Here is a 25,528-nt window from a genome sequence, read left to right as displayed (position 1 = left end):
CGAGGGACGAGGCGACGGCCTCGATGCCGGCGACGGCGCTCACGCGTTCCGCCCGATCTGCAGCGCCGCCTCGTAGGAGGTGCGGGCGCGGTCCACGATCGCCGCGCTCGCCTGGTATCCGCGCTGCGCGAGGATCAGCTGGCTCATCTGGTCTCCCAGGTCGATGTCGGGGTAGCGCACGTAGCCGTCGGCGTCGGCGAGCGGGTGGTCGGGCTGGTGCACGAGCCGGCCCTCGGCGTCGCCCTGGACGGTCCCGGCGACGTAGACCCCGGGGGACTGGTCGCTGGTCTGCGCCAGGATGTAGCGCGCCCGGAACGCCGCGCCGTCGGTCGACGTCGCGGTGTTGATGTTGGCGATGTTGTCGCTGATGGCGTCGAGCCACTTCCGGTGCACGGTCAGTCCCGTGCCGGCGATCCCGATGGCGTCGAAGGTCATGACGTCCTCATCGCGGTGCGCATCGAGGAGAACGATCCGTTCACGGCCTGCGTCGCGAACTGATAGCGGAGCATGGTGTCGATGCTGGAGAGGGTCTCGGTGTCGAGGTTCACGTTGTTGCCGTTCAGCCGTGTCGGCTCGAGCGATGTCCCGACCGTGGCGGACACGTCCCCGTCACCGGCGGCGATCGAGTCGGCGAGCGCGGCCTCGAACTGCACGCGCTTGGCGTGGTAGTCGGGGGTGTTGATGTTGGCGATGTTGTCGGCGATGGCTCGCTGGCGCAGCGAGAGGCCGTTCAGCGCACTGGTCAGTGCGGTGATGGTCACAGAGTCGAACACGAACCGGCTCCCCGTGTGTGGGTGAAGTGGCCGTTCCCTGGCCGAGTCTTGCGAGCCATCCGTGCTCTCGGGGGACTGTCGGCCGTCCGTGCGGTTTCGTTAGGAGGGTTCCTCACCCGTCCACGTCGAGGTAGGCGGGGGCATCGGGAGAGCGGGGTGCCGGCACGCGCCGGACGGCACCGAGGTGCTGCCGCAGCCCCTCGAGCTCCGACCGGGCGCGTTCCATGGCGGCGTGCTGCCGGTCGATCACCGCACGGGCGCGATCGGCCAGGTGCGGGGGGAGCGGGGAGGACGGCGGCGCCCAGGGGATGATGTCGTGCACCTCGACGGCTCCCGCCGGCGCGGCGATGATCCGGTCGGCGTCCGCTTCGAGCCGGTCGAGCAGCGCGGCCCAGTCCTCGTCCGTCATGCGCGGCCCTCCACGACGGCCAGGGCGGCGGCGTGCCAGGCGTCGCGCAGCGGCACGACGAGCTCGCGGCAGGCATGCGTGCGCTCCGGATCGCGGCCGATGTTGGCGCCGATCAGCGTCTGCGAGAGGAAGACGTACAGCGAGCGCAGCCCGGCGCTGCCGCTCCAGTCGTCGGTGAGGGACGACGACAGCTCGGCCACGATCGCCTGCGCGTGCTGGAGCTGGGTGTTGGCCTCGGTCCAGTCGGCCGCCCGCTGCGCCGTCTCGGCGCGTTCGATGTCGAGCAGGAGCCGGTCGTAGAGCATCGTGACCAGGCGCTCCGGCGGGGCGGACAGGATGGCGTCCTCGCGGTACCGCTGCTGGGCACGCAGGGCGGCGTTCATGCTCACGAGTCCGACCCGGAGCGGCTGCTCGGCAGCGCGTTGATCTGGGAGGCGAGGTACGACGACTGCGACTGCATCTGCGACAGCATCACCTCGAGGCGCGCGTACGTGCGCTCCAGCGACGCCTTGCGCTGCGCGAGGCGCACGTCCCAGCGCTCCATCTGCTCGCCGAGGCTCTTGACCTCGCTCTCCTGACCCGTGATCCGCGAGGTGAGCAGCCCGTCGTACTTGTCCGAGTACGAGGTCGCCGTCTGCTCCACGCGTGCCGCGACCGCGGAGAAGAGCGCGCCGACGGCCGCGGGGTCCTTCGCCAGCGCCTCGGAGAACTTCTCCTCGTCGAACGTGAGCTTGCCGTACATGTCGGTCGAGATGCCGATCGTGGAGGGCGAGACGCCGTCCACGGGGTGCTGCACGGCGTCGGCGAGGGCCGTCCGCAGACCGCGGATGGTGCTGTCGCCGGTGAAGACGCCGAGGGTGGTCTTCTCGCCCTGTCCCGCGGCGACCGTCGCCTTCGAGCCGTTGTCGATGCGGGTGAAGATGTCCGTGAGGAGGGCGATGAACTCGCCGGAGGCCTTGGTCCTGGCCTCGCCGTCGACGGCGACGGTGACCGTGACGGGGGTCGTCGAGACGGTGGAGACCGTCACGTCGACGCCCTCGAAGAGATCGGTGAACGTGTTGCCGGACGAGGTGATGACCTGTTCGGCCGCCGTGCCGGCCCAGAGGCGCAGCTGCGCATCCGTGCCTGTGGCGATGACAGCGGCGCCCGGCTCCGTGGACACGTCCGTGGCGGTGCCGGCGGCCACCGCGGCGAGGTCGCCCGCGTAGACGCGGAAGCGTCCTGCCTCTCCGGACTCCTCGGCCCGGAGCTGCAGGCGGTAGACGGGGGTGCCGTCGGCATCCTTGCCGGCGGGGACGGCCGTGGCGAGGACACCGGTGTCGGCGTCGTTGATGGCCTGGGCGATGTCCTGCATCGACGTCGAGTCGGCCTGCACCTGGACGCGCTTCCCCGTGGCGTCCTCGAGCGTCAGGACGGGCGGGTCGGCGGGCCAGCGGCTCGCGGACGCGGAGACCACCGTGTGCGCCTGGGCGAGACGGTCGACGACGATGTCGGTCGACACGGGCGCCGCGCCGGTGCGCAGGGCGACCTTCACCGACTCGGACGACGCGCTGCCGGTGAAGCGGTCGAGACCGCCGGGCGCTGCGGCCTTCTCGGCGGCGGCGGCGAGGTTCTGCACGGCCGTGTTGAGGGTGCGCAGCTGCGTCATGACGACGTTCTTGTCGTCGATCTTGGCCTTGAGCAGCGTGCGGGGGATGGCGTGCACGTCCATGAGGGCCTTGATGACCTCGGTGGTCTTGAGCCCCGACACGAGGCCGTCGAGCGAGAGCGACATGCGGCTTCCCTTCTGTGTGCGGCGGGGCCCGGGCGACGGCCGAAGCCGTCACCCGGACCCCCGGAGTGATTCCGTGCGGCGGCGCGGATCAGCGCAGCAGCTGGAGCACGCCCTGGTTGGCCTGGTTGGCCTGGGCCAGCATGGCCGTTCCCGCCTGCGACAGGATGTTCGCCGACGTGAACTTGACCATCTCGGACGCCATGTCGGTGTCGCGGATACGGCTCTCGGCGGCGGCGAGGTTCTCGGCCGACACGTTGAGGCTGTTGATGGTCGACTCGAAGCGGTTCTGCAGCGCACCGTAGCCGGCACGTGCGGTCGAGACCGCCTGGATCTGCGTGTCGATGCCCGCCAGAGCCGCACCGTACGATGCCGCGTCGGTCATGGTGCCGGCGAGCGTCTCGATGGTGGTGCCGAGGTTGGCGAAGTTGGTCAGGCCGACCGAGATCTGGTCCTCGGCGGCGACCGCGCCCGCACCCACCTGGAACGTCAGCGTCGTGCCGCCCGAGAGCAGCTTGATGCCGTTGAAGTTGGTGCTGTCGGCGATCCGGGTGAGCTCGTCGGCGAGGGCGCCGATCTCAGTCTGGATCGCTTCGCGCGACTTCGCGTTGTTCGAGTCGTTCGCACCCTGAGCGGTCAGGTCGCGCACGCGCTGCAGGATGGAGTGCACCTCGGTCAGGGCGCCTTCCGCGGTCTGGATGACCGAGATGCCGTCCTGGGCGTTGCGAGCCGCGACGTTCAGGCCGTTGACCTGCGAACGCAGGCCCTCGGAGATCGCGAGGCCGGCGGCGTCGTCCGCGGCGCGGTTGATGCGCAGACCGCTCGAGAGCTTCTCGAGCGACTTCGACAGGTCGTTCTGCGTGTTGGACAGGTTGCGGTAGGCGTTGAGCGCGCCCACGTTGGTGTTGATCTGCATACCCATGAGGGTTTCCTCCGTGATGTGTTGTGCAGGAGACCATCCGTGGTCTCCTGCACTCACCTATCGGCGGAGGATGCGGACGCGTTAGGCGGGGGCGGCGGCGCGGAAGACCTCACCGATCCGGACGCCGGCGGCCTCGGCGATGCGGCCGAAGTACGCATCCCGCGCGGCGGGCGAGACGCGGGTGGTGGTCGTGGTCTCTGTGCCGCCCTCGGCGAAGTAGCGGTCCAGGGCGTCGCGGAGCAGGCGCACCGCCTCCGCCCGCTGCTGCGAGACGGCCGAGTGGGTCACGCCCAGCTCCTCGGCGATCTCCTTGACGGGGCGCTCCTCGACGTAGACGGCCACGACGATGCGCCGCATGCGCTCGGGGAGAGCGGTGATGGCGTGCTCGAGCACCTCTCGTCGCTCGCCGACCAGCGCGGACTCCTCGGGGAGAGGGATGTCGGCGACGAGGTCCCGCGTGGCGGGGTCGTCGAGCGGGGCGACGGTGCGCGCGGCGTCGGCGAGGGCCTCCACCACCGCCTCCTTGGGTGAGCCCATGGCGGTGGCGATCTCGGTGGCGGTCGCCGTTCGACCGAGGGCGGCGGTGAGGGTGTCGCGGACGGCGACGGTCTCCTTGATGCGCTTGCGGATGCCGCGGGATGCCCAGTCCATGGCGCGCATCTCGTCGGCGAACGCGCCGAGGATGCGGCGGCGGGCGTACGCGCCGAACGGGACGCCGAGCGCGGGGTCGTAGGCGTCGGCGGCGGTCACGAGGGCGAGCGCGCCGACGGCGGCGAGCTCTTCGCGGGGGATATGGGTAGCCCGAGCATGGGTGTCTGCAGCGAGGTAGCCGACCAGGGGGAGGTTGGCCTCGACGAGGCGGTTGCGCTCAGCGCGCGACGACATGGGGGATGATCCACCTCTCTGGATGCACTCCGGAAGCTCCATGGCGAGGGGTAGATGGTCATATCACAAGGTCCGGGATATGTCCATGGGGAGCACTAACCGCCGCCAGTCCACATAGTAACCTTAGGGGCGCGGTGGCCGATAGAGATTTATGAACCGTTAACAGGCGGGCCGATCGCACCTGCGTGGGGCGGGGGATCGCTGGGGACAAGGGGATCATGGGAGCCAACGAACTATCGATGCAGCTCTGGCGCGAGCGCGAGCTGCTCGAGATGCTGCTTTTCAAGCTCGACGAGCAACAGCTGCTGCTCGCCGCCGGCCGGTCGCACTGGATCCAGTTCGCGGCCAGGGAGATCGATCAGGTGCTCGACCGCCTGCGCGCCGCGAGCCTGGCCAGGGCCGTCGAGGTCGCCGGCGTCGCCGAGGAGTGGGGGGCTCCTCAGGACGCGACGATCGGCCAGCTCATCGAGCACGCCCCGGACGGGGCCTGGGGCGACGTCTTCACCGACCACATGCGCGCGCTCGTGAAGCTGACGGCGGAGGTCGAGCAGATGCGCGACGCCGCCGCGGAGCAGCTCAGCGGAGTACTCCGCGCCACCCAGGAGACCATCGCCGCTCTCGGCCAGGAGAGCGGCGAATACACCACCCGCGGCGACCGCGCCCGCGAGGATGCCGCCCGCATCATCGACACCGAGATGTGACCGAGAGGGATTCATGTCGACTTTCAGTGGACTGACCACCGCCGCCAGCGGCCTCGCCGCCGCGCGGCGGGGCATGGATGTGGTGGGGCAGAACATCGCCAACCAGAAGACCGAGGGGTACACGCGGCAGCGCGTCGAGACCTCCTCCATCGCCGCCGTCGCGCAGACGGGGCGCTTCAGCATGGGCGCGCTCCCCGGACACGGCGTCTCCATCGACGGGGTGTCCCGCCTCGGCGACGCGCTGCTCGACGCCCGGGTCCGCGACACCCTCGGGGCCTCCGGCTACTGGGCCACCCGCGCGCTCGCCGCGACGACCGCCGAGTCGGCGCTCGCGGAACCGACGGACAAGGGCCTCGCGAACCGGCTGACGAACTTCTGGGCGGGGTGGCAGGATCTCGCCAACACCCCCGACTCGGGGGCCGCGGCCGCGAGCATCCTGGAGTCGGCGAAGGAGCTCGCCGCCCACATCTCCGGCGGCTATCGCACCGTCGCCGCGCAGTGGACGGCCGCACGGGGAACGGCCGAGCGCACCGTCAGCCAGGTCAACGCCGCGGCCGACCAGATCGCGGTGCTGAACACCGAGATCCGCGACGCTCTGGCCTCGGGCCGCTCGGCCAACGAGCTCACCGACCGCCGCAATCTGCTCGCCGAGGACGTGGCCCGGCTCGCCGGCGGCACCGCCACCGTGGAGGCGGACGGCACGCTCACGGTCCGCCTCGGCGGCAACGCCCTGGTCTCCGGAGGCGACGCGCGTCACCTCGCCCTGACCGGCGCGGCGACGATCGACGGCGCACCCCGCGTCGGCGTGGTCTGGGAGTCGGTCCCGGATCTTCCCCTCGTGGTCGACGGCGGAGAGCTCGGCGGCTCGCTCGCGGTGCTCGCCCCGGCCGCCGACGGCGGGATGCTGGCACAGCTCGCCGCCACCTACGACCGGGTGGCCACGGCGCTGGCGGAGTCGCTCAACGCGCAGCACCGCGCCGGTGTCACGGCGTCCGGACAGCCCGGGGGCGACTTCTTCACGCTGCCGGCGACCGGCTCCGCCGCGCTCGGGCTGCAGGTGGCCGTCACCTCGGCGGCCGACCTGGCCCTCGCCGCGCCCGGAGCGGGCTCCAAGGACGCGACCAACGCCGACCTCATCTCCCAGATCGGGCAGCGCGCGACCTCTCCGGATGCGCTGTGGACCGACCAGGTGACCCGCTTCGGCGTGTCCACCGCGGCCGATGTGCAGCGTGCGAAGGCGTCGGATGCGGCGGCGGTCGGCGCCGTCGGCGCCCAGCAGTCGGTCGCGGCCGTGGACGGCGACGAGGAGACGATCAGCCTCCTCACGTACCAGACCGCCTATCAGGCGGCGGCCCGCGTGCTCACCGCCGTCGACGAGGCCCTCGACGTCCTCATCAACCGCACGGGCGTCGTCGGACGCTGACCGGAGGAGCCCCATGATCTCTCGCGTGACCCAGACCACGATGACGCAGACGGCGATGCGCCAGCTGCAGTCCAACCTCTCCGAGCTCGCCCGTCTGCAGGAGCAGGCCACGTCGCAGAAGGCGTTCGCCGCGCCCTCGGACGATCCGGCCGCGGCCGCTGCCGCCCTCGCCCTGCACGCCGAGCAGCGCCGCACCGAGCAGTATGCGCGCAACATCGACGACGGCCTGGCGTGGGTGACCGCGGCCGACACGGCGATCACCTCCAGCACCTCGCTGCTCTCGCGGGTGCGGGACCTCACCGCGCAGGGAGCGAACGACGGGGCGCTGGACGCCGCGGCGAAGGAGGCCCTCGCGGTGGAGCTGGAGGGCATCCGCGATGAGCTGCTCTCGCAGGCGAACACCCGGCTGCTCGGGCGGTCCGTGTTCGCGGGTACCTCGGACACGGCGGCCTTCGCCGCCGACTACTCATACAGCGGCGTCGCCGGCTCCGAGGTCACGCGACGTGTGTCCGATGCGGCGGCCGTCCGCGTCGACACCGACGGGGCGGCGGTGTTCGGCACGGGCGACGACTCGGTGTTCGCCCTCGTCGACCGCATCGTCGCCGACCTCCGCTCCGGCACCAACGTCGGACCACGGCTCGCGGAGATCGACGACCGCCGCACGGCGATGCTGGGCGTGCAGGGCGCGGTCGGCACCAGGCAGGCTCAGATCGAACGCGCCAAGGAGGCGGCAGTGCAGAATTCCGTGTCCCTCGAGTCCCGCCGCGCCGCGGTCGAGGACGTCGACTCGGTCGAGGTGCTCATCCGCCTGCAGGCGCAGGAGCTCGTGTACCGCTCGGCGCTCGCGGTGAACGCGCGCGTGCTGCAGCCGTCGCTGATGGACTTCCTGCGATGACCGCCGCGCTCACCTTCACGGCCCCGCCGCCCGGACTGGCACCCCATGTGGACTTCGCCCTCGCACCGGTCGAGGGCGCCGACGGGCTCTTCGCGATGCGGGCGGTCGAGGACGAGGCCCTGCGGCTCTACCTGGTCGACCCGAACACCGTCCTCACGGAGTACGCGCCGACCCTCACGGACGCGCAGGTCGCCGACCTCGCTCTCTCCTCGGCGGACGACGCCTTCGTGCTCGTGGTCGCCCACCCCGCCGCCGAGGGCGTCAGCGTCAACCTGCTGGCACCGGTCGTCGTGAACCGGGCGACGGGAGCGGCGGCGCAGGTCATCCTCGAAGGCCAGGACTACCCCGTGCGGGCGCCGCTGGGCTGACCCGTGCGGGGTCGGATCGCCGGCCGTGACGGGCGGGGTGACGACTACCCTGGAGAGGTGATCCTCGCCGTCGACACCTCCCTTGGCACCGCCGTCGCCCTCATCGACCCGGACGGGACGCGTCGTGCCGAGGCCGGTACCGCCGACCCGCTGGGCCACGCCGAGGTGATCGGCGACCTGGTGCGCGACGTGCTCCGCGAGGGCGGGTCCGACGGCATCACGCACGTCGTGGCGGGAATGGGCCCCGGCCCGTTCACCGGGCTGCGCATCGGCATCGCGACCGCGCGGGCGTTCGCCCTCGGCCGCGGCGTCCCCGTCGTCCCGGTCCCCAGCCACACGGCGGCCGCGCTCACGATCCAGGCCACCGTGACCGGACCGTTCGCCGTCGTCACCGACGCCCGCCGCCGCGAGGTCGCCGTCACCGTGTTCGACGGGCAGGACGAGGACGGGATCCCGCGCACGATCGCCGACACCGTGCTCGTGCGCGCCGCCGACGCCGACGAGCATCTCGCGGGCCTCCGCCGGGTGGACGTGACGACGCTGTCCGCGGTCGACCTCGCCCGGGTGGGGGCGCGGGCGCTCGCCGCCGGCCGGGTCCTCGCCGGCGAGGAGCCGCTCTACCTGCGGCATCCGGACGTCACCCTGCCCGGTGCCCCGAAGAAGGTGGGCGCATGACACTCCGGGACGCGCGGCCGGACGACCTCGACGCGATCATGGCCATCGAGGAGCGCTCGTTCCCGACCGACGCGTGGAGCCGGGAGACCATGGCGAGCGAGCTGGCGAGCCCGCACGGCCGCTACCTCGTCGACGAGCAGGGCGGGGCGATCGTCGGCTACGGCGGGGTCCGAGCCCTGCAGGGCGGCGCGGACGCCGACATCCAGACCATCGCCCTCCTCGCCGAGGTCCGGGGGCAGGGACGCGGGCGCGCGCTGCTGCGTGCCCTGCTGCGGACGGCTGCCGCCCGGGGCGCGCACGAGGTGTTCCTCGAGGTGCGCGCCGACAACCCGGCGGCCGAGGGGCTGTATCGCACGGAGGGCTTCGAGGAGATCGGCAGGCGCCCCCGTTACTATCAGCCGGACGACGTCGACGCGATCGTGATGCGTCTGGACCTGCGCCGCCACCCGGCGCCCGCCGATACGCCGGAGGAGGCGACCGCATGAGTGAGCCCCTGGTGCTCGGCATCGAGACGAGCTGCGACGAGACCGGCATCGGCATCGTGCGGGGGCGCACGCTGCTGTCCAACACGATCGCCTCCAGCATGGACGAGCACGCCCGGTACGGCGGCGTCGTGCCGGAGGTCGCCGCCCGCGCGCACCTCGAGGCGCTGCAGCCGGCCATCGACGCCGCCCTGGCCGAGGCCGACGTCCGTCTCGCCGACCTCGATGCGGTGGCGGTGACGAGCGGCCCCGGCCTCGCCGGAGCGCTCATGGTCGGCGTGGGAGCGGCGAAGGGACTCGCCGTCGCCCTCGACAAGCCGCTGTATGCGGTCAACCACCTCGTGGGTCACATCGCGGCCGACATCCTCACCCCGGATGCGGCGCCGCTGGAGTACCCGACGATCGCGCTGCTGGTCTCCGGCGGCCACACCTCCCTGCTCCACGTGCGCGACCTCACGACCGATGTCGAGCTGCTCGGCGAGACCGTGGACGACGCCGCGGGCGAGGCGTTCGACAAGGTCGCCCGGCTGCTGTCCCTGCCGTATCCCGGCGGCCCCGAGATCGACCGGGCCGCGGTCGGCGGAGACCCGGACGCGATCCGCTTCCCGCGCGGGCTCTCGCGTGCCTCGGACCTCGCGAAGCATCGCTACGACTTCTCGTTCTCCGGGCTGAAGACCGCTGTCGCCCGCTGGGTCGAGCGCTTCGAGGCGGAGAACGCCGCCGCGGGCGCCGACGCGCGCGAGCTGCCGATCGCCGACGTCGCCGCGAGCTTCCGGGAGGCCGTCGTCGACGTCCTCGTCACCAAGGCGCTCAACGCCTGCGCCGACCTCGGGGTGCCGCGCCTGCTGCTCGGGGGCGGCGTGATCGCGAATCGCCGGCTCCGCGAGGTCGCGCTGTCGAGGGCCGCCGAGGCCGGGGTCACCGTGCGCATCCCGCCGCTGTCCCTCTGCACGGACAACGGCGCCATGATCGCCGCGCTCGCCGCCGAGCTCATCGCATCGGGGCGTCCCGCCTCGACCCTCGGCTTCGGCGCGGACTCGACGCTGCCGGTCACGGAGATCCAGGTCGCGGAGGCGGTGCCGGCGTGACCGGGCTCGCGCAGGAACCGGAACCGGACGGGGTCGCCCCCCGCGCGCGGGTCGAGCGCGCGAGCGGGCAGGTCGAGCGCCCGGCCGGGACCGCGCGCCTTCCCGGAGCTCCGCGGGAGGGCTACACGAAGCTCCCCACGGGCCCGGTGGGCATCGAGCCCGTGGTCGTGAGCGGGCCCGACCTCGACCACGGGGAGGAGGACGCCTGGGAGCCGGCGTCCGAGCCCGTGCCCGTGGACGACACGCGGCTGGCGCCGTGGGCGCTGCTTGCGGCGATCGTCGCGCTCGGCGCATCGTTCTTCGTGGGCTGGGGGATCCCGGTCGCGGTCGTCGCCGTGATCGCCGCCATCATGTCGCTGCGCCGCCCCGTCGAGAACCGCGCGATCGCGCGCTGGGCGCTCGTGCTGGGGCTGTGCGCGACCGTGTACAGCCTCGGCTGGCTGGTCTGGGCGGGGATGCAGTTCGAGAGACTCGGCTAGGCGGGATGGCCATGACGGACGACGATGATGTCGCGGAGCGCAGGGCCCTGCAGCGCAAGGCCTTCGGCCCGGGCGGAGGCCTCACGGACGCGGAGGCCGCGCGCCTGCGAGAGCTCGACGATGCCCGGCGACGTCCGTCTCCGGGACCGAGCACGTCGGATCCGATGGCCGGCTCTGTGCCGGACACCAGGCAGCCCGGTCCTCCGCGGTCCCGGGACTCCCTCGCCACCGTCCCGGACGACGGCGAGACTCCGACAGGAGACGACGCTCCCGTGGTGCCGGACGACGAGAGGGTGGACGACGCCACCCGGACCGACCGCCCCGCCGTGACCGAGGCGCGGCACCGTTCGCGCGGGATGCTCGCGCTCGCCGCGGTCGTCATGGTCCTCCTGGGGCTCGGCATCGGGTGGCTCGCCTTCGGCCGGACCGGCGGTGCCGCGGTCGCGCTCAGCGCCGAGCAGCAGGGGTGGCAGTCCGAACTCATCGCATCCGGGAAGTACGACCCCGGATCGGTGCGCGCCGTCGCGACGGAGGAGGGCGCGGTCGTCTGGATGGCGACACAGAACGGCGGGGCGAGCGTCTGCCTGGTCCTCGGATCGGCGGAGAGCACGACGCCGAGCTGCAACCAGCGGGAAGCCGTCCAGAAGGAAGGGCTGTGGGGCGAGGTGACGACGCAGCGGGACGACGAGTACACCCGACAGGTCATGGCGCAGTTGCTCCTCACGCCCGACGGCGAACCGGCGGTGGCCGTCGGCGTCTCGGAGTTCGGCTCCGGTGAGGGCAGCGGCATCACCTATGCGAACGAGGAAGAGACCCGCACGGCCGCGCGTCTGGTCGAGGACGGGTTCGACCCCCACTCGATCTGGGTCGTGGGGTACGACCGCGACGTCCCGATCTGGACGGCCTCCGAGGCCGAGACGGGGCGGCAGTGCCTCGTCTACGACGGGGCGACACCGGACGCGCCGAAAGCCTGCGAGACGACGGAGACGCTGCAGGAGCACGACGGTCGGCTGACGTTGCAGCTGACCGACGCGGAGACCGGCGGCCTGACGACCTACGAGCTGCCGGGCGGTGGCTCCCCGTCCTTCGTGATCATCCGAGAAGGGAGCGACGTCGGTGCGGGAGGAGACTGACCGACCCCGGTCCGGAGACGACGACGCGGAGCGCCGGGCGCTGGAGCGTGCGGCATACGGCCGTGACGGCGGGCTCGACGCTGCCGCAGCCCTCCGGCTGGAGGAGCTCCAGGCGGAGCGCCGCCGCACGGCCCTGTCCGCGTCCGAGGAGCCGGCGACGTCCGCACCCCCGGACCCCGGCGGTGCGAAGGAGGTCGCGGACGCTCTCCCGGAGCCGGAGAAAGGGCCGGTCGCGGAACACGCCGCGCCGGAGGACACGGAGGACGTCTCCGCGTCCGAGGCGCCGGCCGCGAACCGCCGCGGTCTCGTGCCGGTGCTCGTGGCGTCGGCGGCTCTCCTCGCGATCGGCGTGGGGGCCGGGTGGGCGCTGTTCGCCCCGCGACCGGACGCGTTCCCCCTGACGGAGGCGCAGGAGGATCGGCGGATCGAACTCGCCGGGGAGGACTACGATCCCGGCTCCGTCCGCCCGGTGGGGGAGGCGGAGGGGGCGCTCGCCTGGTTCGCCACACAGGACGACGGGGCCACCCGGTGCCTGATCCTCGACGTGGGCGCCGACTCCCAGTCGACCTGCCTGGCCGGGGAGGAGGTGGGGACGGGCCTGTACGCCTCGCTCCCCGTGCCGGTCTCCTCCGCGGACGACGAGGAGAGCTCCTTCTCCTTCGACAGCGTGACGGCGGTCATGCTCTTCTCCACCACGGACGAGCCGATGGTGAGCATCCAGCGCTGGGGAGGCAGCTCCACGCTCGTCGCCCAGTTCGGCGAGGCGGAGCGCGCGAGGGCGGAAGAGCTCGTCGGCGACGGCTATGACCTCAACCTCTCCGTCCTCGGGTCGTTCCGCGAGCAGCCGGTCTGGCTCGGCGACCGCAGCACGGAGAGCGGGCCCTCCCAGCGCTGCCTGATCGTCGACGCCGACGGCTCGCGCCAGTGCGCCACGATCGACGAAGCCGTCCAGTCCGGGCTCCGCGTGCAGTTGCTCGACGTCGACCAGGAGACCGGGGAGCTGCTGTCGGCATCCGTCATCGAGGTGGACTTCACGCGCTGGCAGACGCCCTATCTCACCGTGACCTCGGGCCCCGCCGTCGTCGACGCGGCGACGGGCGAGTCCTACCTCGTGACCACCGGCCCGCCCGGGGATCCGATCCGCGTCGACATCCCGGGCCGCGACCCGGAGGGCTGACACGCTCTCAGTCCGCGGCGGGCACCCGGTCGGCGAGGATCGCGCGGCGCTGATCGCCGAACCGGGCGAGGATCAGGGTCGCCTCGGCGTCGCCGCGCAGGGTCAGCCTGCGCCGGAAGGCCGCCGGATCGACGTCCACCCCGCGCTTCTTGATCTCGATGCGGCCGATGCCGTGGGTCTTCAGGGCCGCGTTGATCGTCTTCGGCGTGATCGGCAGCGTCTCCCGGACGCGGAAGGACTGCACGAACGGGCTCGTCAGGGCGGCGTCCGAGGTCAGGTACGCGATGCGCGGATCGAGCATCCCCGCGTCGAGGCTGCGGGCGACGTCGCCGATGAGCCGGGCCCGGATGACGGCCCCGTCCGGCTCGTGGAGGAAGGCCCCGAGCGCACGGACCGGCGCGTCCTCGGCATCCGCGGATCCGGTGAGCTCGTGCGAGCGCTCGCCGCGGATGACGAGAGCGGAGCGCCGCACCCCTTCCCTCGCGAGCTCGCGCGACCACACCACGAGCTCGACCACGCTCCCGTCGGCGCTGACCCACTGCGTCTCCGCGTCCGTGGGCAGGGCGTCGCGGTCGTGGGCGGGGCCGAGCTTGATCCCGGTGGGGCGCTGCGCGGTGACGGCGAACGCCCAGTCGAGCGACGGCGAGTAGTCGTCGGCGGAGACGCGCCGGGTCTCGCTGTGCCCGGAGGTGCGGCGGGCGGGGTCCATCCAGATCGCCTGGCCGGGGACCGGTTCTCCGAGCGCCTCCTCCGCGGTCGCGTGACGCACTGTGGCGTCCTCCCCGAACGGGGCGAGGTTGTAGGCGGCGAGGGCCGCGGTCACCTCGTCGGCGTCCACGGCGTGCACCACCAGTCCGGCGCCGGCGAACGCGAGGGCGTCGCCGCCGATCCCGCAGCCGAGGTCGGCGACGCTCGTGAGGCCGGCCCGGCGGATCCGCTGGGCGTGGCGGGCGGCCACCCCGAGGCGGGTGGCCTGCTCGAGGCCGGCGCGGGTGAAGAGCATGCGGGCGGCGAAGGGACCGAACTTCGCCGTGGCCTTGGCGCGCAGGTGCGCCTGGCCGACGACGGCGGAGACGAGGTCGGGGGAGTGGCCGGCGGCGCGCAGCCGGGAGACGGCTGCGGCCGCCTCGGCGGTGGAGGTGACCGGTCCGAGCGCATCGAGCAGCTCGAGGCCGGCGGGGGTCAGCAGGGCGCGCAGCTCGGACATCTCCACCCTCCCACCCTAGGACCCGGTGGCCGCCGGACCGGGGTTGGCACTCGCATTGCATGAGTGCCAGCCGACCGCCTACACTGGCATTAGCACTCTCGGGTTGAGAGTGCGAACGAGTCTTTCGTGTCAGCGTCAAGAAAGAAGAGGTAGACCGTGTCGGTTTCCATCAAGCCGCTCGAGGACCGCATCGTCATCAAGCAGGTCGAGGCCGAGCAGACCACCGCGAGTGGCCTGGTCATCCCCGACACCGCCAAGGAGAAGCCCCAGGAGGGCGAGGTCGTGGCGGTCGGCCCCGGCCGTATCGACGACAACGGCAACCGCGTTCCGCTCGACGTCGCCGTCGGCGACCGCGTGCTCTACAGCAAGTACGGCGGCACCGAGGTGAAGTTCGGCGCGGACGAGTTCCTCGTCCTGTCGGCTCGCGACGTCCTGGCGGTCGTCGTCCGCTGATCGCACACCCGGTTCCCTCCGCGCGCCGGACGGGAACCCGGTCCGCAGAGGGCCCGGATGCTTCGGCATCCGGGCCCTCTTCTGCGTCCCGAACGGCGCGTCGCCCGGCGGCGCAGGCATAGGGTTGTGCGGTGACCGTTGAGACGACCCGCGCCACCCGGACGGCGGGCGTCGCCTACGCCGGGAGCGCCTACCTGCTGTGGGGCGTCCTGCCGCTCTACTTCCTCCTGCTGCAGCCCACCGGTCCGTGGGAGGTCGTCGCCTGGCGGGTGCTGCTCTCCTTCGTCTTCTGTCTCCTGCTGCTCACGGTCACGAGGGGATGGGCCGCCTTCCTCGCGATCGTCCGGAGTCCGCGGCTGCTGGGGTGGACGGCCCTGGCCGGCCTCCTCATCTACGTCAACTGGCAGGTCTTCGTCCTCGGCACGCTGAGCGGGAACGTGGTGGAGACGGCGCTCGGCTACTTCATCAACCCGATCACGACGGTGCTGCTCGGCGTCTTCGTGCTCAAGGAGCGCATCCGCCGGCTGCAGTGGGTGGCCGTCGGGATCGCGGCCATCGCGGTCGTGGTCATCGTCGTCGCGTACGGCCACGTCCCCTGGATCGCCTTGACGCTCACGGCCTCCTTCGGCCTGTACGGGCTCATCAAGAAGAAGATCGGCCCCGCCGTCGACGCGGTCAGCGGGCTGACGCTCGAGTCGTTCTGGCTGATCCCCATCGCGGTGGTGCAGCTCGTGATCGTGGCGACGACGCCGGCCGGCCTGACCATGGGGACCGCGGGCTGGCCGCATGCCGTGCTGCTCGCGTTCGCGGGAGTGGCGACGGCCGTCCCTCTGCTGCTGTTCGCGGCCGGCACACGTCGCGTCGATCTCGCCGTCATCGGCATGCTGCAGTTCCTCACCCCGATCCTCCAGTTCGTGATCGGGGTCGTCGTGCTGCACGAGCCGATGCCGCCGGAGCGCTGGATCGGGTTCGTCCTGGTGTGGATCGCGATCGCGGTCTTCGTCGTCGATCTGCTCCTCGCCGCACGGCGCGGCCGTCGGGACACCCCCGCCGCGGGGCTCTGATCCCGCCCGCCCACCGGCGGAAACAGCGGTCCTGGATCGTTAACGCACCGAGATACTTGCCCCTCCTGCGCGCGGGGCGCACGCCCTAGTGTTAGAGCACCCGACTGTGGTCACCATCCACGTTCGTTTACGCAAGGGAGCATCATGAACGCACTGAAGGGCTCGCGCAGCGCGAGGATCTTCGCCGGGATCGCGCTGGTCAGCGCCTCCGCCCTCATCATCGCGGGCTGCAGCAGCACGCCGAACGCGGAGCCGTCGGACGGGGGTGGCGACAAGCCCGCCGCCGACCTGACGCTCAAGCTCGGTTCGCTGCTGCCCGCCACCGGTACGCTCGCGTTCCTGGGCGCGCCGATGGAGGCCGGCGTCCAGCTCGCCGTGGACCAGATCAACGAGGCCGACGCCGGAATCACGATCGACCTCAGCACGGCCGACGAGGGCGACCTCGACAACAAGGCCTACGAGACCTCCATCACCAACCTGCGCAACGACGGCATCACCGCCATGATCGGCGCGGCGTCCTCGAGCGTCACCAAGCTCATCCTCGACGGCAACGCGGGTGCCGACATTCTGACGGTGTCCCCGTCCAACACCTCGCCGGACTTCACGGGCATCAACCCGCTGTACTTCCGCACCGCGCCGAGCGACAACCTGCAGGGCGAGGTGCTCGGCAACGAGATCGCCGAGGACGGTCACAAGACGCTGGGCATCATCTACCAGAACGACCCGTACGGCACGGGGCTGTTCGAGGCGATCAAGGCCACCTTCGAGAGCACCGGCGGCGAGGTCGTCGCCGACGCCTCGTACAACCAGGGCGACGGACAGTTCAACGCCCAGGTCTCGGAGATCGCCGCGGCCAAGCCGGATGCGGTCGCCGTCGTCTCCTACGACCAGTTCGCCACGATCGCGCCGCTGCTCGGCAACGCCGGGGTCGACACGGGGTCGCTGTACCTCGTCGACGGCAACCTCAAGGACTGGGGTGCGGACGTGTCGGTCAGCCTCGAGGGCTCGAAGGGCACCCGCGCCGGCGCCGAGCTTCCGCAGGACTTCCTCGACCAGCTGAACGCGGTCTGGACGGCCGAGGGCAACGACCCGATCGACGCCGTGACGTACTCGGCCGAGGCGTACGACGCCGTGGTGCTGATCGCTCTGGCCGCGCTGAAGGCCGGCTCGGTCGAAGGCCCGGACATCGCCGCGGAGATGATCACCGTCTCCGGTGGTGACGGCGACGGCGAGAAGTGCGACAACTACGCCGACTGCGCCGCGATCATCAACGACGGCGGCACGCCGGACTACGACGGCCTCTCCGGTGAGATCACGTTCGACGAGAACAACGACCCGAAGGGCGCTGCCATCGGCGTCTACGAGTTCGACTCCGAGAACGTCACCTCGCGCATCAAGTAACGCAGCGACGACGAAGGCCCCGGATGCTTCGGCATCCGGGGCCTTCGTCGTTCCGGGGCCGCGTCTCAGGCCGCGTCGGTCCCGAGGGTGCCGAGGTAGAGGCCGATGACCTTCGGGTCGTTCAGCAGCTCCCGGCCGGTGCCCTCGTAGGCGTCCTTGCCCTGGTCGAGCACATAGCCGCGGTCGCAGATCTGCAGGCACCGGCGGGCGTTCTGCTCGACCATGATCGTCGTGACGCCCGCCTTGTTGATGTCGGAGACGCGGATGAAGGCGTCGTCCTGTCGCACGGGGGAGAGACCGGCGGACGGCTCGTCCAGCAACAGCACCGAGGGGTCCATCATGAGCGCGCGCGACATGGCCACCATCTGCCGCTCACCGCCGGAGAGCGAGCCGGCCCGCTGCTTCAGGCGCTTGCCGATCTCGGCGAAGATGCTGCTGACGAACTCGAGTCGCTCCGCGAAGATCTTCGGGTTCTGGTAGAGGCCCATCTCCAGGTTCTCCTGGATGGTGAGCGACGGGAACACGTTGTTCGTCTGCGGCACGAAGGCCACACCGCGGCGCACGAGCTTGTCGGCCTTGAGACCGACGATGCTCTCACCCTTGACCGTGATGTCGCCCTCGCGGACGTTCACCATGCCGAAGATCGCCTTGAGGAGCGTCGACTTCCCGGCGCCGTTCGGGCCGATGATGCCGATGAGCTCACCCTGGCGGGCGACGAGGTTGGCGCCGTTGAGGATGTTGACTCCCGGCAGGTAGCCGGCGTGCACGTCCTTCAGCTCGACGACCACGTCGTCGGCCCGGGCGGCGCCCTCGGCGGGGGTTGCGGTGCTCATGCCTTGCCCTCCTCGGCGGCGTCCTCGGCCTCGACCTCGGCCTCGACCTCGGTCTCGATCTGCTCGCGGATGCGCTCCGCGTCGGCGTCGGAGATCACCGGGAGACGGCCGGTGACGGCGCCGAGGTCCACGTCCTGGTGGGCGCCGAGGTAGGCGTCCACCACCGCGGGGTCCTCCATGACGGTCTCCGGCGGCCCCTCGGCCACCACGCGCCCCTCGGCCATCACGACCACCCAGTCGGCGATGTGACGGACCATGTGCATGTCGTGCTCCACGAAGAGCACGGTCATCCCGAGGTCCTTGAGGTCGAGGATGTGATCGAGGAGCGACTGCGTGAGGGCGGGGTTCACCCCGGCCATCGGCTCGTCGAGCATCACCAGGCTCGGGTCGCTCATGAGGGCCCTGGCCATCTCCAGCAGCTTGCGCTGCCCGCCGGAGAGCGACGCCGCGAAGTCCTGCTCCTTGGCGTCGAGCTTGAAGCGCACGAGGAGCTCGTGGGCGCGCTGCTCGATCTCCTGCTCCTGCTTCCGCCAGAGGAAGGGGAACAGGCCTGCCCAGAAGCCCTCGCCGCGCTGGTCCTTCGCGCCGAGCTTCATGTTCTCCAGCACGGTCAGCAGCGACAGCGACTTGGTGAGCTGGAAGGTGCGCACCTGTCCCATCCGGGCGACCTTGAACGACGGGATGCCGGACAGGTTCTTGCCGTCGTAGGACCACGTGCCGCTGTTGGGCTTGTCGAAGCCGCACAGGAGATTGAACAGCGTGGTCTTGCCGGCGCCGTTGGGGCCGATGAGCGCCGTGATGGCGCCGCGCGGGATCTCGAGGTGGTCGACGTCGACCGCCGTGAGGCCGCCGAAGCGCCGCTGCACGGCGTCCACGACGAGGATCGGGTCCACCTTCTTGACTCCGGGGGCGGCGGGACCCGCGGCGAGGCCGGTGGTCTTGGCGCGGGGAGCGCTCTTCGCGGGCGTGACGGCCGCGTCGTTCTCACTTGACAAAGGTCATCTCCCTCTTGTTCCCCAGGATGCCCTGCGGGCGGAACACGACGATGAGCATCAGCACGATGCCGATGAGGATGTAGCGCACCACGTCGGCCTGAGCGCTCGTCATGGGCAGGTAGCCGGCCGTGGCCATCGCGGGGAGGAGCGCGCCGAGGAAGGCGAACACCACCCAGAACAGGACGGCGCCGAGCGTCGGGCCGAACACCGTGGCCGCGCCGCCGAGGAGCAGGATCGTCCACAGGAAGAACGTCAGCGACGTCGAGTAGCTGCCGGGGATGACCGCCGACGGCAGGACGAAGACGATGCCGCCGAGCGCACCGATCACACCGCCCACCACGAGCGCCTGCATCTTGTAGGCGAAGACGTTCTTGCCGAGCGAGCGCACGGCGTCCTCGTCCTCGCGGATGCCCTTGAGCACCCGGCCCCACGGGCTGCGCATGAGCGCCCAGACCACGAGGATCGTCAGAGCGAGCGTGAGCAGACCGAACACCCGCACCCAGAGGTCGTTGGCGTTGTACGTCCACGGGCCGAAGCCATAGGTCCCCGGGGGGAAGGGGTTGGCGTCGCGGAAGCTCTGGTGGTACCCGGACAGACCGCCCGCGGAGTTCGTCCAGTCCTTGAAGAGCTCGGTGACGAACATCAGGCGGACGACCTCGGCGGCCGCGATGGTCGCGATGGCGAGGTAGTCGGCGCGCAGCCGCAGGGTCGGGATGCCCAGCAGCAGGGCGAAGAGCGCGCCGCCGGTGATGCCGACGAGTACGCCCAGCCACCACGGGAATCCAAAGGTGAGGATCGAGATCGCGTAGCCGTAGCCGCCGATCGCCATGAACGCCGCCATGCCGAAGTTGAGCAGACCCGTGTACCCGAAGTGCACCGCGAGGCCGGTGGCCGCGAGCGCGTAGGCGATCGTTGTCGGGCTGAACAGGTAGGAGGCGGTGTTGCCGAAGATGCTTCCGAAGTCCATGCGTCAGCCCAACCTTTCCTTGCGTCCGAGGATGCCCTGCGGTCGCACGAGCAGGATGATGATCAGCGCGACGAGGGCGCTGGCGTACTTGAGGTCGGTCGGCACTCCGAGGAGCGTGGAGACCTCGACGGCGAGGCCGACGATGATCGAGCCGATCAGCGCGCCGATCGCGGAGCCGAGACCGCCGAGCGTGATGGCGCAGAACATCAGCAGCAGCATCTGCATGCCCATGTCCCACTTCACGCCGGGGCGGAAGTATGCCCAGAGGATGCCGGAGATCGCGGCCAGGGTGCCGGCGAGGATCCAGACGACGCGGATGACCTTGTCCACGTCGATGCCGGAGGCGGCGGCGAGCTGCGGGTTGTCCGAGATCGCCCTCGTCGCCTTCCCGGTGCGGGTGCGGGTGAGGAAGAACGCGACGCCGAGGATCACGATGATGCTCGTGGCCATGCCGATCATGTCGATGTACGACAGGGAGATCGGACCGAGGCGGATCGGCTCCGGACTCGCGCCGGGCAGCTGGTAGGTGTTGCCGCCGATGATGTACTGCAGGCCGTAGCGCAGGGCCAGCGAGAGGCCGATGCTGACGATCATGAGCTGGACGACGCCCAGACCGCGGCGGCGCAGCGGCTTCCAGATGCCGGCGTCCAGCGCCCAGCCGAGCGCCGCGCCGCCGATGACCGCGGCGATGATGCCGGCCCACAGCGGGAGCTGCCAGAAGGAGGTGACGACGAGGGTGATCACCGCACCCCACGTCACCATCTCGCCGTGCGCGAAGTTCGACAGCCGGGTCGTGCCGTAGATGAGCGCGGCGCCCATCGAGGCGAGCCCCAGCAGGAGTCCGAAGTTCAGACCGCCCACCAGGCGCGACAGGAGCTGATCGAGGAAGGAGACGGTCACCCGCTCGCCTTCGCCGAGGAAGAGGTTGACGATCTTCGTCCCGGTGAGACCGAACTCCAGCTCGAACGAGGCGGTGGTGCCGGCGACGGGCTGGATGCCCTCGGGAAGCTGCGTCGCGTCGACGATCACGCCGTCCGGAAGCGTGGACTCGTCCACCGTGAGGGTGTACGTCTCCTTCTCCGGCACGTAGAGGCGCCACTTGCCCTCGGCGTCCGTCTCGGTCTCGGCGTCGAAGCCGTTGCCCTCGATCGTCATGACGACGCCTTCGACGGGCTCGTCGCCGTTGGTGACGACACCGGCGAAGTAGAAGTCGGTGACCTCCTGTCCGTCGTCCGTGGTCTCGGCGGAGGCCGCTGAGGGAGGGAGCAGGAGCGATGCCGCGAGCGCCATCAGGATTCCGAAGAAGGCGAAGGCCCAAGGGCGCTTTCGCGGTCCGGCGAGTGCTGTGGGTCCCACGCAACCTCCACTGTGAGTGCTGTCTCCGCGGGCTCGGGTCGAACCGCGGGGATGGACGACGCACTTGAGCGTAATGGGCGATCGGCGAATCACCTATCGTCCCGGCCAACGGTCCGGTAACGACAGGGCCCTGGGAATGTTCTCGGGCGTGTCTCGCTTAGAATCTCCATACGGGTCACGCCCGCGCACCGGCCGACGTCGACCCCCCATTCGCACCCGGATCCGCGCCACTCGCGCAGGAGGAGATTCCATGGACCAGCACGATCCCTTCGGCTTCGTCGGACTGACCTACGATGACGTGCTGCTGCTCCCCGGGCACACCGACGTCATCCCCAGTGAGGCCGACACGTCGTCCCGGATCACCCGACGGATCTCCGTCGCGACGCCGCTGCTCTCCAGCGCGATGGACACGGTGACCGAATCCCGCATGGCGATCGCCATGGCCCGGGAGGGCGGCATCGGCATCCTGCACCGCAACCTCTCGATCGCCGACCAGGCCGCGCACGTCGACCGCGTGAAGCGCAGCGAGTCCGGCATGATCACCGACCCGATCACCACGACGCAGGACGCGACGGTGGAGGAGGTCGACGCGCTGTGCGCCAAGTACCGGATCTCCGGCCTCCCGGTCGTGGACGACGAGGGTCGCCTGGTGGGCATCATCACGAACCGCGACATGCGCTTCGTCTCCGGCTTCGAGCGTCAGAGCACGTTCGTCAAGGACGTCATGACGAGGGAGAACCTCGTCACCGCCCCCGTCGGCGTCGCCGCGGGCGAGGTCATCGCGCTGTTCGCGAAGCACCGCGTCGAGAAGCTGCCCCTCATCGACGAGGACGGCAAGCTCGCCGGCCTCATCACCATCAAGGACTTCGACAAGAGCGAGAAGTACCCGCTCGCCACCAAGGACGACCAGGGCCGCCTGCGGGTGGGCGCGGCGATCGGCTTCTTCGGCGACGCGTGGGAGCGCGCCGAGGCCCTCCGCGACGCCGGGGTGGACGTGCTCGTCGTGGACACCGCCAACGGGCAGTCGCAGGGAGTGATCGACCTCGTCAAGCGCCTCAAGGCCGACGAGTCGTTCGCCCACATCGACGTGATCGGCGGCAACGTCGCCACCCGCGAGGGCGCGCAGGCGCTCGTGGACGCGGGCGTCGACGCGGTCAAGGTGGGCGTGGGCCCCGGCTCGATCTGCACCACCCGCGTGGTCGCCGGTGTCGGCGTGCCGCAGGTCACCGCCGTCTACGAGGCCTCGCTCGCGGCGCGCCCCGCCGGCGTCCCGGTGATCGCCGACGGCGGCCTGCAGTACTCGGGCGACATCGCGAAGGCGCTCGTCGCCGGTGCCGACGCCGTGATGCTCGGCTCGCTCCTGGCCGGCACGGACGAGTCGCCGGGCGAGATCGTCTTCCAGTCGGGCAAGCAGTTCAAGCAGTACCGCGGCATGGGCTCGCTCGGTGCCATGCAGACGCGCGGCAAGCAGACGTCCTACTCGAAGGACCGCTACTTCCAGGCCGACGTGCCCAGCGACGACAAGCTGATCCCGGAGGGCATCGAGGGCCAGGTCCCCTACCGCGGCCCGCTCTCGGCCGTCGCCTACCAGCTCGTCGGCGGCCTGCGGCAGTCGATGTTCTACGTCGGCGCCCGCACCATCGAGGAGCTCAAGCAGCGCGGCAAGTTCGTGCGCATCACCTCGGCCGGGCTCAAGGAGTCGCACCCGCACGACGTGCAGATCGTCGTCGAGGCGCCGAACTACAAGAAGTGACCGCGACCCCCGCAGGGGGACGCACGAGGGGCCGGATGCGCTGCATCCGGCCCCTCGCCGTTCGCGGTGCGGTCAGCCGCAGCGGTAGGTGACGCCGCCGACGTCCCAGACCCCGGGGCCCAGCTCGGCGCACGTCCCGATCACGCCGGCCAGCACGGTCGCCAGCAGGATGATGCCGATGATCGCGAAGATCGTCAGGACGGCGCCGACGATGATGCCGGCGATCGCGATGCCCTTGGGAGCCTTCGCTTTGCCGAGCTGCACGGCGGCGATGATGCTGAGGATGAGGCCGACCGGCGGCAGCAGGAACGCCAGCACGAGGCCGATGATCGACAGCACCCGCCCCGGGGGCGACGTCGGCACGTCCTGCGCGGAGGCGGTGCCGGGCGGGGGAGCGGAGGCGGCGGGATACGGCGAGGGCGTGCTGCTGGGCGGCGGCGGGTTGTAGGGCGGCGGGGCGTCGGGCGGCGGTGCGTCGGTCATGATCTCTCCTCGGTTCCGGTCGTAGCCCAGAGCGTAGCGACGGCGGGACGGGCATGCCATCCCCCTTTCGCGGCCCGTGAGCCGCGCGTACGGTGCCGGTATGTGCCGAAACATCGTGCCTCTGAACAACCTCGAGCCCGCGGCCACCGACGAGGAGTGCCGCGAGGCTGCGCTCCAGTTCGTCCGCAAGATCTCCGGGACGACGGCGCCGTCGCGGGCGAACCGTGAGGTCTTCGATCGCGCGGTGGCCGAGATCGCCGTGGCCACGCGGCGGCTGCTCGATGATCTCGTGACCTCGGCGCCGCCCAAGAACCGCGAGGAGCAGGCGGCGAAGAGGCGGGCGCGATCGGCGGAGCGGTACGAGGCGATCCGGCTCTACCAGGAGGAGAAGCGGGCGGCGCGCGCGGGCTGAAGCGCTGCGGGCCGGGGGTGGAGCCCTGTGCCAGAATCGACGTACCCCGCTCGACTTTCCCTGCGGCCCGGTGATGAAGGCACCGCGGTCGCACCGCCGAATCCCCTCGGCAGGGAATCTCCCCAAGGAGAGCTGTACATGGCTGAGGTCCCCCCTCGCATCCTCGTCGTCGACGACGACCACGACGTCGCCCTGCTCGTGAAGACCGTCCTGGAAAGGCGTGCGGGCTGCGTCGTCGATCTCGCGGACGACGGCCGGTCGGCGCTCGAGAAAGCTGCGGCGGTGAAACCCGACGTCGTCGTCACCGACATCGAGATGCCGGGACTCAGCGGCCTGGAGCTCCTCGCGGAGCTGCGCCGCCTCATGCCCACCGTGCCGGTCATCGTCATGACGGCGCACGTCTCGGTCGAGTACGCCGTCTCCGCGCTCCGGGCGCAGGCCGACGAGTTCCTCACCAAGCCGCTCGACAACGCCCGGCTCGTGGAGTCGGTCACCCGGCTCGTCGAGGAGTCCCGGCGCCGGACAGCGGAGGCGAAGACCGGTGAGGTCGTCCTCGCGATCGGAGCGCACCCGGACGACGTCGAGATCGGTGTCGGCGGCATCCTCGCAGCCCATGCGGCCGCCGGCGATCGCATCACCATCCTCACGCTCTCCCGCGGTGCGCGCGGCGGTGATGCGGACAGCCGCCAGCACGAGTCCCTCGCCGCCGCCGAGCAGGTGGGCGCCCGGCTGTTCGTGAAAGACCTGGTCGACACCGAGATCTCCGGTGGCGGGTCGACCGTCCGCCTCATCGAGGAGGTCGTGCAGGAGATCCAGCCGACCATCGTCTACACGCACTCGCACCATGACCGCCACCAGGATCACCGCGCGGTGAACGAGGCGACGATCGTCGCGACGCGCCGCGTCGGCACGGTCGCGTGCTACCAGAGCCCTTCCGCGACCATCGACTACCGGCCCACGCGCTTCGTCCGCATCGACCGCTTCCTCGACGACAAGCTGCGGCTGCTGGAGTGCTTCCAGTCCCAGGCCGCCGCGAACCGGGAGTACCTCGCGCCGGAGTTCGTCACGGCCACCGCCCGCTACTGGTCGCGGTTCGGCGGCGGCGTGGCCGTCGAGCCGCTGGAGGTCGTGCGCGAGACCGCCGAGTTCATCGGCGCCCATGAACTGACCCGACGGGAGAGCTGATGACGAAGCGCGTACTGGTCACCGGAGCCGGGGGCCCCGCCGGAGTCGCGGTGATCCGCTCCCTGCTGCGCCGGTCCGATCTGACGGTCTTCGCGGCCGACATGGACGGCTGGGCGAGCGGCATCTACCTCGTCCCGCCGGCGCAGCGTCGTCTGGTTCCCCCGGGGCGGGACGCGGACTTCGTGCCGGCGATCGCGCGGATGGTCGCCGAGGACGGTCKCGACCTCGTGGKCTCCAC

General features: G+C 71.2%; 29 protein-coding genes and 1 pseudogene. 17 read left to right on the top strand and 13 right to left on the bottom strand.

Features of this window, described 5'->3' with window-relative positions; translation table 11 throughout:
* Positions 1-39: 39 nt before the first annotated feature.
* The 7 genes from B7W94_RS08225 to B7W94_RS08195 form a co-directional block, all read right to left on the bottom strand.
* Positions 40-435 (bottom strand): flagellar basal body rod protein FlgC, encoded by a 396-nt coding sequence (locus B7W94_RS08225; RefSeq protein WP_025104348.1) that lies wholly within the window; start codon positions 433-435, stop codon positions 40-42.
* Positions 432-773, bottom strand: coding sequence for a flagellar basal body rod protein FlgB (gene flgB, locus B7W94_RS08220; RefSeq protein WP_025104347.1), 342 nt, complete (start codon positions 771-773; stop codon positions 432-434). Before flgB ends, B7W94_RS08225 begins: the two co-directional genes overlap by 4 nt.
* A gap of 112 nt (positions 774-885) precedes the next feature.
* Positions 886-1,182 (bottom strand): hypothetical protein, encoded by a 297-nt coding sequence (locus tag B7W94_RS08215; protein ID WP_025104346.1) that lies wholly within the window; start codon positions 1,180-1,182, stop codon positions 886-888.
* The gene (fliS, locus tag B7W94_RS08210; protein WP_025104345.1) at positions 1,179-1,565 is read right to left on the bottom strand and encodes a flagellar export chaperone FliS; all 387 of its coding nucleotides are present in this window, start codon (positions 1,563-1,565) and stop codon (positions 1,179-1,181) included. The genes B7W94_RS08215 and fliS overlap by 4 nt, the downstream gene beginning before the upstream one ends.
* Before the next feature lie 2 nt (positions 1,566-1,567).
* The gene (fliD, locus tag B7W94_RS08205; RefSeq protein WP_025104344.1) at positions 1,568-2,956 is read right to left on the bottom strand and encodes a flagellar filament capping protein FliD; all 1,389 of its coding nucleotides are present in this window, start codon (positions 2,954-2,956) and stop codon (positions 1,568-1,570) included.
* An 88-nt stretch (positions 2,957-3,044) separates the two neighbouring features.
* A complete protein-coding gene (locus B7W94_RS08200) occupies positions 3,045-3,875 on the bottom strand; it encodes a flagellin N-terminal helical domain-containing protein (protein ID WP_025104343.1) in 831 nt (276 codons plus the stop codon).
* A gap of 81 nt (positions 3,876-3,956) precedes the next feature.
* Positions 3,957-4,760, bottom strand: a complete 804-nt coding sequence (locus tag B7W94_RS08195; RefSeq protein WP_025104342.1) for a sigma-70 family RNA polymerase sigma factor — start codon at positions 4,758-4,760, stop codon at positions 3,957-3,959.
* 218 nt (positions 4,761-4,978) lie between these two features.
* On the opposite strand from B7W94_RS08195, the gene flgN reads away from it, so the two are divergent.
* From flgN to B7W94_RS08145, 10 genes are read left to right on the top strand one after another with little or no spacing between them, the layout of a single operon-like run.
* Positions 4,979-5,461, top strand: coding sequence for a flagellar export chaperone FlgN (flgN, locus tag B7W94_RS08190; protein ID WP_025104341.1), 483 nt, complete (start codon positions 4,979-4,981; stop codon positions 5,459-5,461).
* Between the two features lie 13 nt (positions 5,462-5,474).
* Positions 5,475-6,884, top strand: coding sequence for a flagellar hook-associated protein FlgK (gene flgK / locus B7W94_RS08185; RefSeq protein ID WP_085605847.1), 1,410 nt, complete (start codon positions 5,475-5,477; stop codon positions 6,882-6,884).
* A gap of 13 nt (positions 6,885-6,897) precedes the next feature.
* Positions 6,898-7,779, top strand: a complete 882-nt coding sequence (gene flgL / locus B7W94_RS08180; protein WP_060923324.1) for a flagellar hook-associated protein FlgL — start codon at positions 6,898-6,900, stop codon at positions 7,777-7,779.
* The gene (locus B7W94_RS08175; RefSeq protein ID WP_085605846.1) at positions 7,776-8,147 is read left to right on the top strand and encodes a flagellar assembly protein FliW; all 372 of its coding nucleotides are present in this window, start codon (positions 7,776-7,778) and stop codon (positions 8,145-8,147) included. The genes flgL and B7W94_RS08175 overlap by 4 nt, the downstream gene beginning before the upstream one ends.
* Positions 8,148-8,204: 57 nt before the next feature.
* Positions 8,205-8,822, top strand: coding sequence for a tRNA (adenosine(37)-N6)-threonylcarbamoyltransferase complex dimerization subunit type 1 TsaB (tsaB, locus tag B7W94_RS08170; RefSeq protein ID WP_025104337.1), 618 nt, complete (start codon positions 8,205-8,207; stop codon positions 8,820-8,822).
* Positions 8,819-9,307: a ribosomal protein S18-alanine N-acetyltransferase gene (gene rimI / locus B7W94_RS08165; protein WP_025104336.1), complete on the top strand. Its 489-nt coding sequence runs from the start codon at positions 8,819-8,821 to the stop codon at positions 9,305-9,307. The genes tsaB and rimI overlap by 4 nt, the downstream gene beginning before the upstream one ends.
* Positions 9,304-10,392, top strand: a complete 1,089-nt coding sequence (gene tsaD, locus B7W94_RS08160; RefSeq protein WP_025104335.1) for a tRNA (adenosine(37)-N6)-threonylcarbamoyltransferase complex transferase subunit TsaD — start codon at positions 9,304-9,306, stop codon at positions 10,390-10,392. Before rimI ends, tsaD begins: the two co-directional genes overlap by 4 nt.
* Positions 10,389-10,871: a hypothetical protein gene (locus tag B7W94_RS08155; RefSeq protein ID WP_025104334.1), complete on the top strand. Its 483-nt coding sequence runs from the start codon at positions 10,389-10,391 to the stop codon at positions 10,869-10,871. The genes tsaD and B7W94_RS08155 overlap by 4 nt, the downstream gene beginning before the upstream one ends.
* Positions 10,872-10,882: 11 nt before the next feature.
* Positions 10,883-12,004 (top strand): hypothetical protein, encoded by a 1,122-nt coding sequence (locus tag B7W94_RS08150; RefSeq protein ID WP_139833289.1) that lies wholly within the window; start codon positions 10,883-10,885, stop codon positions 12,002-12,004.
* Positions 11,988-13,181 carry a hypothetical protein gene (locus B7W94_RS08145; protein ID WP_085605842.1) on the top strand — a complete coding sequence of 398 codons (1,194 nt, stop codon included), beginning with the start codon at positions 11,988-11,990 and terminating at the stop codon, positions 13,179-13,181. The genes B7W94_RS08150 and B7W94_RS08145 overlap by 17 nt, the downstream gene beginning before the upstream one ends.
* Before the next feature lie 7 nt (positions 13,182-13,188).
* Here the strand turns inward: B7W94_RS08145 and B7W94_RS08140 are convergent, their stop codons facing one another.
* Positions 13,189-14,394 (bottom strand): class I SAM-dependent methyltransferase, encoded by a 1,206-nt coding sequence (locus B7W94_RS08140; RefSeq protein ID WP_085605840.1) that lies wholly within the window; start codon positions 14,392-14,394, stop codon positions 13,189-13,191.
* Positions 14,395-14,544: 150 nt separating this feature from the next.
* On the opposite strand from B7W94_RS08140, the gene groES reads away from it, so the two are divergent.
* The 3 genes from groES (at position 14,545) to B7W94_RS08125 (ending at position 17,306) form a co-directional block, all read left to right on the top strand.
* Positions 14,545-14,841: a co-chaperone GroES gene (groES, locus tag B7W94_RS08135; RefSeq protein WP_017203655.1), complete on the top strand. Its 297-nt coding sequence runs from the start codon at positions 14,545-14,547 to the stop codon at positions 14,839-14,841.
* 131 nt (positions 14,842-14,972) lie between these two features.
* On the top strand, positions 14,973-15,905 hold the full coding sequence (gene rarD, locus B7W94_RS08130; RefSeq protein ID WP_085605838.1) for an EamA family transporter RarD: 933 nt from the start codon (positions 14,973-14,975) through the stop codon (positions 15,903-15,905).
* A 144-nt stretch (positions 15,906-16,049) separates the two neighbouring features.
* Complete coding sequence (locus B7W94_RS08125) at positions 16,050-17,306, top strand: ABC transporter substrate-binding protein (RefSeq protein ID WP_025103729.1); 1,257 nt, start codon at positions 16,050-16,052, stop codon at positions 17,304-17,306.
* A gap of 65 nt (positions 17,307-17,371) precedes the next feature.
* Here the strand turns inward: B7W94_RS08125 and B7W94_RS08120 are convergent, their stop codons facing one another.
* Genes B7W94_RS08120 through B7W94_RS08105 form a run of 4 tightly spaced genes read right to left on the bottom strand, consistent with a single transcriptional unit; the run spans position 17,372 to position 21,391 of the window.
* Positions 17,372-18,139, bottom strand: a complete 768-nt coding sequence (locus tag B7W94_RS08120; RefSeq protein WP_025103730.1) for an ABC transporter ATP-binding protein — start codon at positions 18,137-18,139, stop codon at positions 17,372-17,374.
* Complete coding sequence (locus tag B7W94_RS08115) at positions 18,136-19,134, bottom strand: ABC transporter ATP-binding protein (protein WP_025103731.1); 999 nt, start codon at positions 19,132-19,134, stop codon at positions 18,136-18,138. The genes B7W94_RS08120 and B7W94_RS08115 overlap by 4 nt, the downstream gene beginning before the upstream one ends.
* Complete coding sequence (locus B7W94_RS08110) at positions 19,124-20,101, bottom strand: branched-chain amino acid ABC transporter permease (protein ID WP_025103732.1); 978 nt, start codon at positions 20,099-20,101, stop codon at positions 19,124-19,126. Before B7W94_RS08110 ends, B7W94_RS08115 begins: the two co-directional genes overlap by 11 nt.
* A 3-nt stretch (positions 20,102-20,104) precedes the next feature.
* Entirely contained in the window at positions 20,105-21,391 is a 1,287-nt protein-coding gene (locus tag B7W94_RS08105) for a branched-chain amino acid ABC transporter permease (RefSeq protein ID WP_085605837.1), read from the bottom strand.
* Between the two features lie 316 nt (positions 21,392-21,707).
* On the opposite strand from B7W94_RS08105, the gene guaB reads away from it, so the two are divergent.
* Entirely contained in the window at positions 21,708-23,210 is a 1,503-nt protein-coding gene (gene guaB, locus B7W94_RS08100) for an IMP dehydrogenase (RefSeq protein WP_025103734.1), read from the top strand.
* A gap of 72 nt (positions 23,211-23,282) precedes the next feature.
* On the opposite strand, the gene B7W94_RS08095 is transcribed toward guaB, so the two are convergent.
* Complete coding sequence (locus tag B7W94_RS08095) at positions 23,283-23,693, bottom strand: hypothetical protein (RefSeq protein WP_085605835.1); 411 nt, start codon at positions 23,691-23,693, stop codon at positions 23,283-23,285.
* A gap of 100 nt (positions 23,694-23,793) precedes the next feature.
* On the opposite strand from B7W94_RS08095, the gene B7W94_RS08090 reads away from it, so the two are divergent.
* From B7W94_RS08090 to B7W94_RS08080, 3 genes and pseudogenes are all read left to right on the top strand, one after another.
* Positions 23,794-24,105, top strand: coding sequence for a DUF2277 domain-containing protein (locus B7W94_RS08090; protein WP_025103736.1), 312 nt, complete (start codon positions 23,794-23,796; stop codon positions 24,103-24,105).
* 138 nt (positions 24,106-24,243) lie between these two features.
* Complete coding sequence (locus B7W94_RS08085; protein ID WP_025103737.1) at positions 24,244-25,290, top strand: response regulator; 1,047 nt, start codon at positions 24,244-24,246, stop codon at positions 25,288-25,290.
* A pseudogene (locus B7W94_RS08080) lies at positions 25,290-25,528 on the top strand (ATP-grasp domain-containing protein); the annotation flags it as partial. The gene B7W94_RS08085 and the pseudogene B7W94_RS08080, both read left to right, overlap by 1 nt.

It is taken from the genome of Microbacterium sp. LEMMJ01 (genome assembly GCF_002114135.1).
Lineage (GTDB): Bacteria > Actinomycetota > Actinomycetes > Actinomycetales > Microbacteriaceae > Microbacterium.
The sequence above is the reverse complement of the archived record's forward strand: the minus strand, read 5'-3'. Positions and strand labels throughout refer to the sequence as shown.

Excerpts from the sequence above, each read along its gene's own strand:
- B7W94_RS08225 (WP_025104348.1), bottom strand. The coding sequence starts at position 435 with ATGACCTTCGACGCCATCGGGATCGCCGGCACGGGACTGACCGTGCAC.
- B7W94_RS08215 (WP_025104346.1), bottom strand. The coding sequence starts at position 1,182 with ATGACGGACGAGGACTGGGCCGCGCTGCTCGACCGGCTCGAAGCGGAC.
- fliS (WP_025104345.1), bottom strand. The coding sequence starts at position 1,565 with ATGAACGCCGCCCTGCGTGCCCAGCAGCGGTACCGCGAGGACGCCATC.
- fliD (WP_025104344.1), bottom strand. The coding sequence starts at position 2,956 with ATGTCGCTCTCGCTCGACGGCCTCGTGTCGGGGCTCAAGACCACCGAG.
- B7W94_RS08200 (WP_025104343.1), bottom strand. The coding sequence starts at position 3,875 with ATGGGTATGCAGATCAACACCAACGTGGGCGCGCTCAACGCCTACCGC.
- B7W94_RS08195 (WP_025104342.1), bottom strand. The coding sequence starts at position 4,760 with ATGTCGTCGCGCGCTGAGCGCAACCGCCTCGTCGAGGCCAACCTCCCC.
- flgN (WP_025104341.1), top strand. The coding sequence starts at position 4,979 with ATGGGAGCCAACGAACTATCGATGCAGCTCTGGCGCGAGCGCGAGCTG.
- flgK (WP_085605847.1), top strand. The coding sequence starts at position 5,475 with ATGTCGACTTTCAGTGGACTGACCACCGCCGCCAGCGGCCTCGCCGCC.
- flgL (WP_060923324.1), top strand. The coding sequence starts at position 6,898 with ATGATCTCTCGCGTGACCCAGACCACGATGACGCAGACGGCGATGCGC.
- B7W94_RS08175 (WP_085605846.1), top strand. The coding sequence starts at position 7,776 with ATGACCGCCGCGCTCACCTTCACGGCCCCGCCGCCCGGACTGGCACCC.
- rimI (WP_025104336.1), top strand. The coding sequence starts at position 8,819 with ATGACACTCCGGGACGCGCGGCCGGACGACCTCGACGCGATCATGGCC.
- tsaD (WP_025104335.1), top strand. The coding sequence starts at position 9,304 with ATGAGTGAGCCCCTGGTGCTCGGCATCGAGACGAGCTGCGACGAGACC.
- B7W94_RS08150 (WP_139833289.1), top strand. The coding sequence starts at position 10,883 with ATGACGGACGACGATGATGTCGCGGAGCGCAGGGCCCTGCAGCGCAAG.
- B7W94_RS08125 (WP_025103729.1), top strand. The coding sequence starts at position 16,050 with ATGAACGCACTGAAGGGCTCGCGCAGCGCGAGGATCTTCGCCGGGATC.
- B7W94_RS08120 (WP_025103730.1), bottom strand. The coding sequence starts at position 18,139 with ATGAGCACCGCAACCCCCGCCGAGGGCGCCGCCCGGGCCGACGACGTG.
- B7W94_RS08110 (WP_025103732.1), bottom strand. The coding sequence starts at position 20,101 with ATGGACTTCGGAAGCATCTTCGGCAACACCGCCTCCTACCTGTTCAGC.
- B7W94_RS08105 (WP_085605837.1), bottom strand. The coding sequence starts at position 21,391 with ATGGCGCTCGCGGCATCGCTCCTGCTCCCTCCCTCAGCGGCCTCCGCC.
- guaB (WP_025103734.1), top strand. The coding sequence starts at position 21,708 with ATGGACCAGCACGATCCCTTCGGCTTCGTCGGACTGACCTACGATGAC.
- B7W94_RS08095 (WP_085605835.1), bottom strand. The coding sequence starts at position 23,693 with ATGACCGACGCACCGCCGCCCGACGCCCCGCCGCCCTACAACCCGCCG.
- B7W94_RS08090 (WP_025103736.1), top strand. The coding sequence starts at position 23,794 with ATGTGCCGAAACATCGTGCCTCTGAACAACCTCGAGCCCGCGGCCACC.
- B7W94_RS08085 (WP_025103737.1), top strand. The coding sequence starts at position 24,244 with ATGGCTGAGGTCCCCCCTCGCATCCTCGTCGTCGACGACGACCACGAC.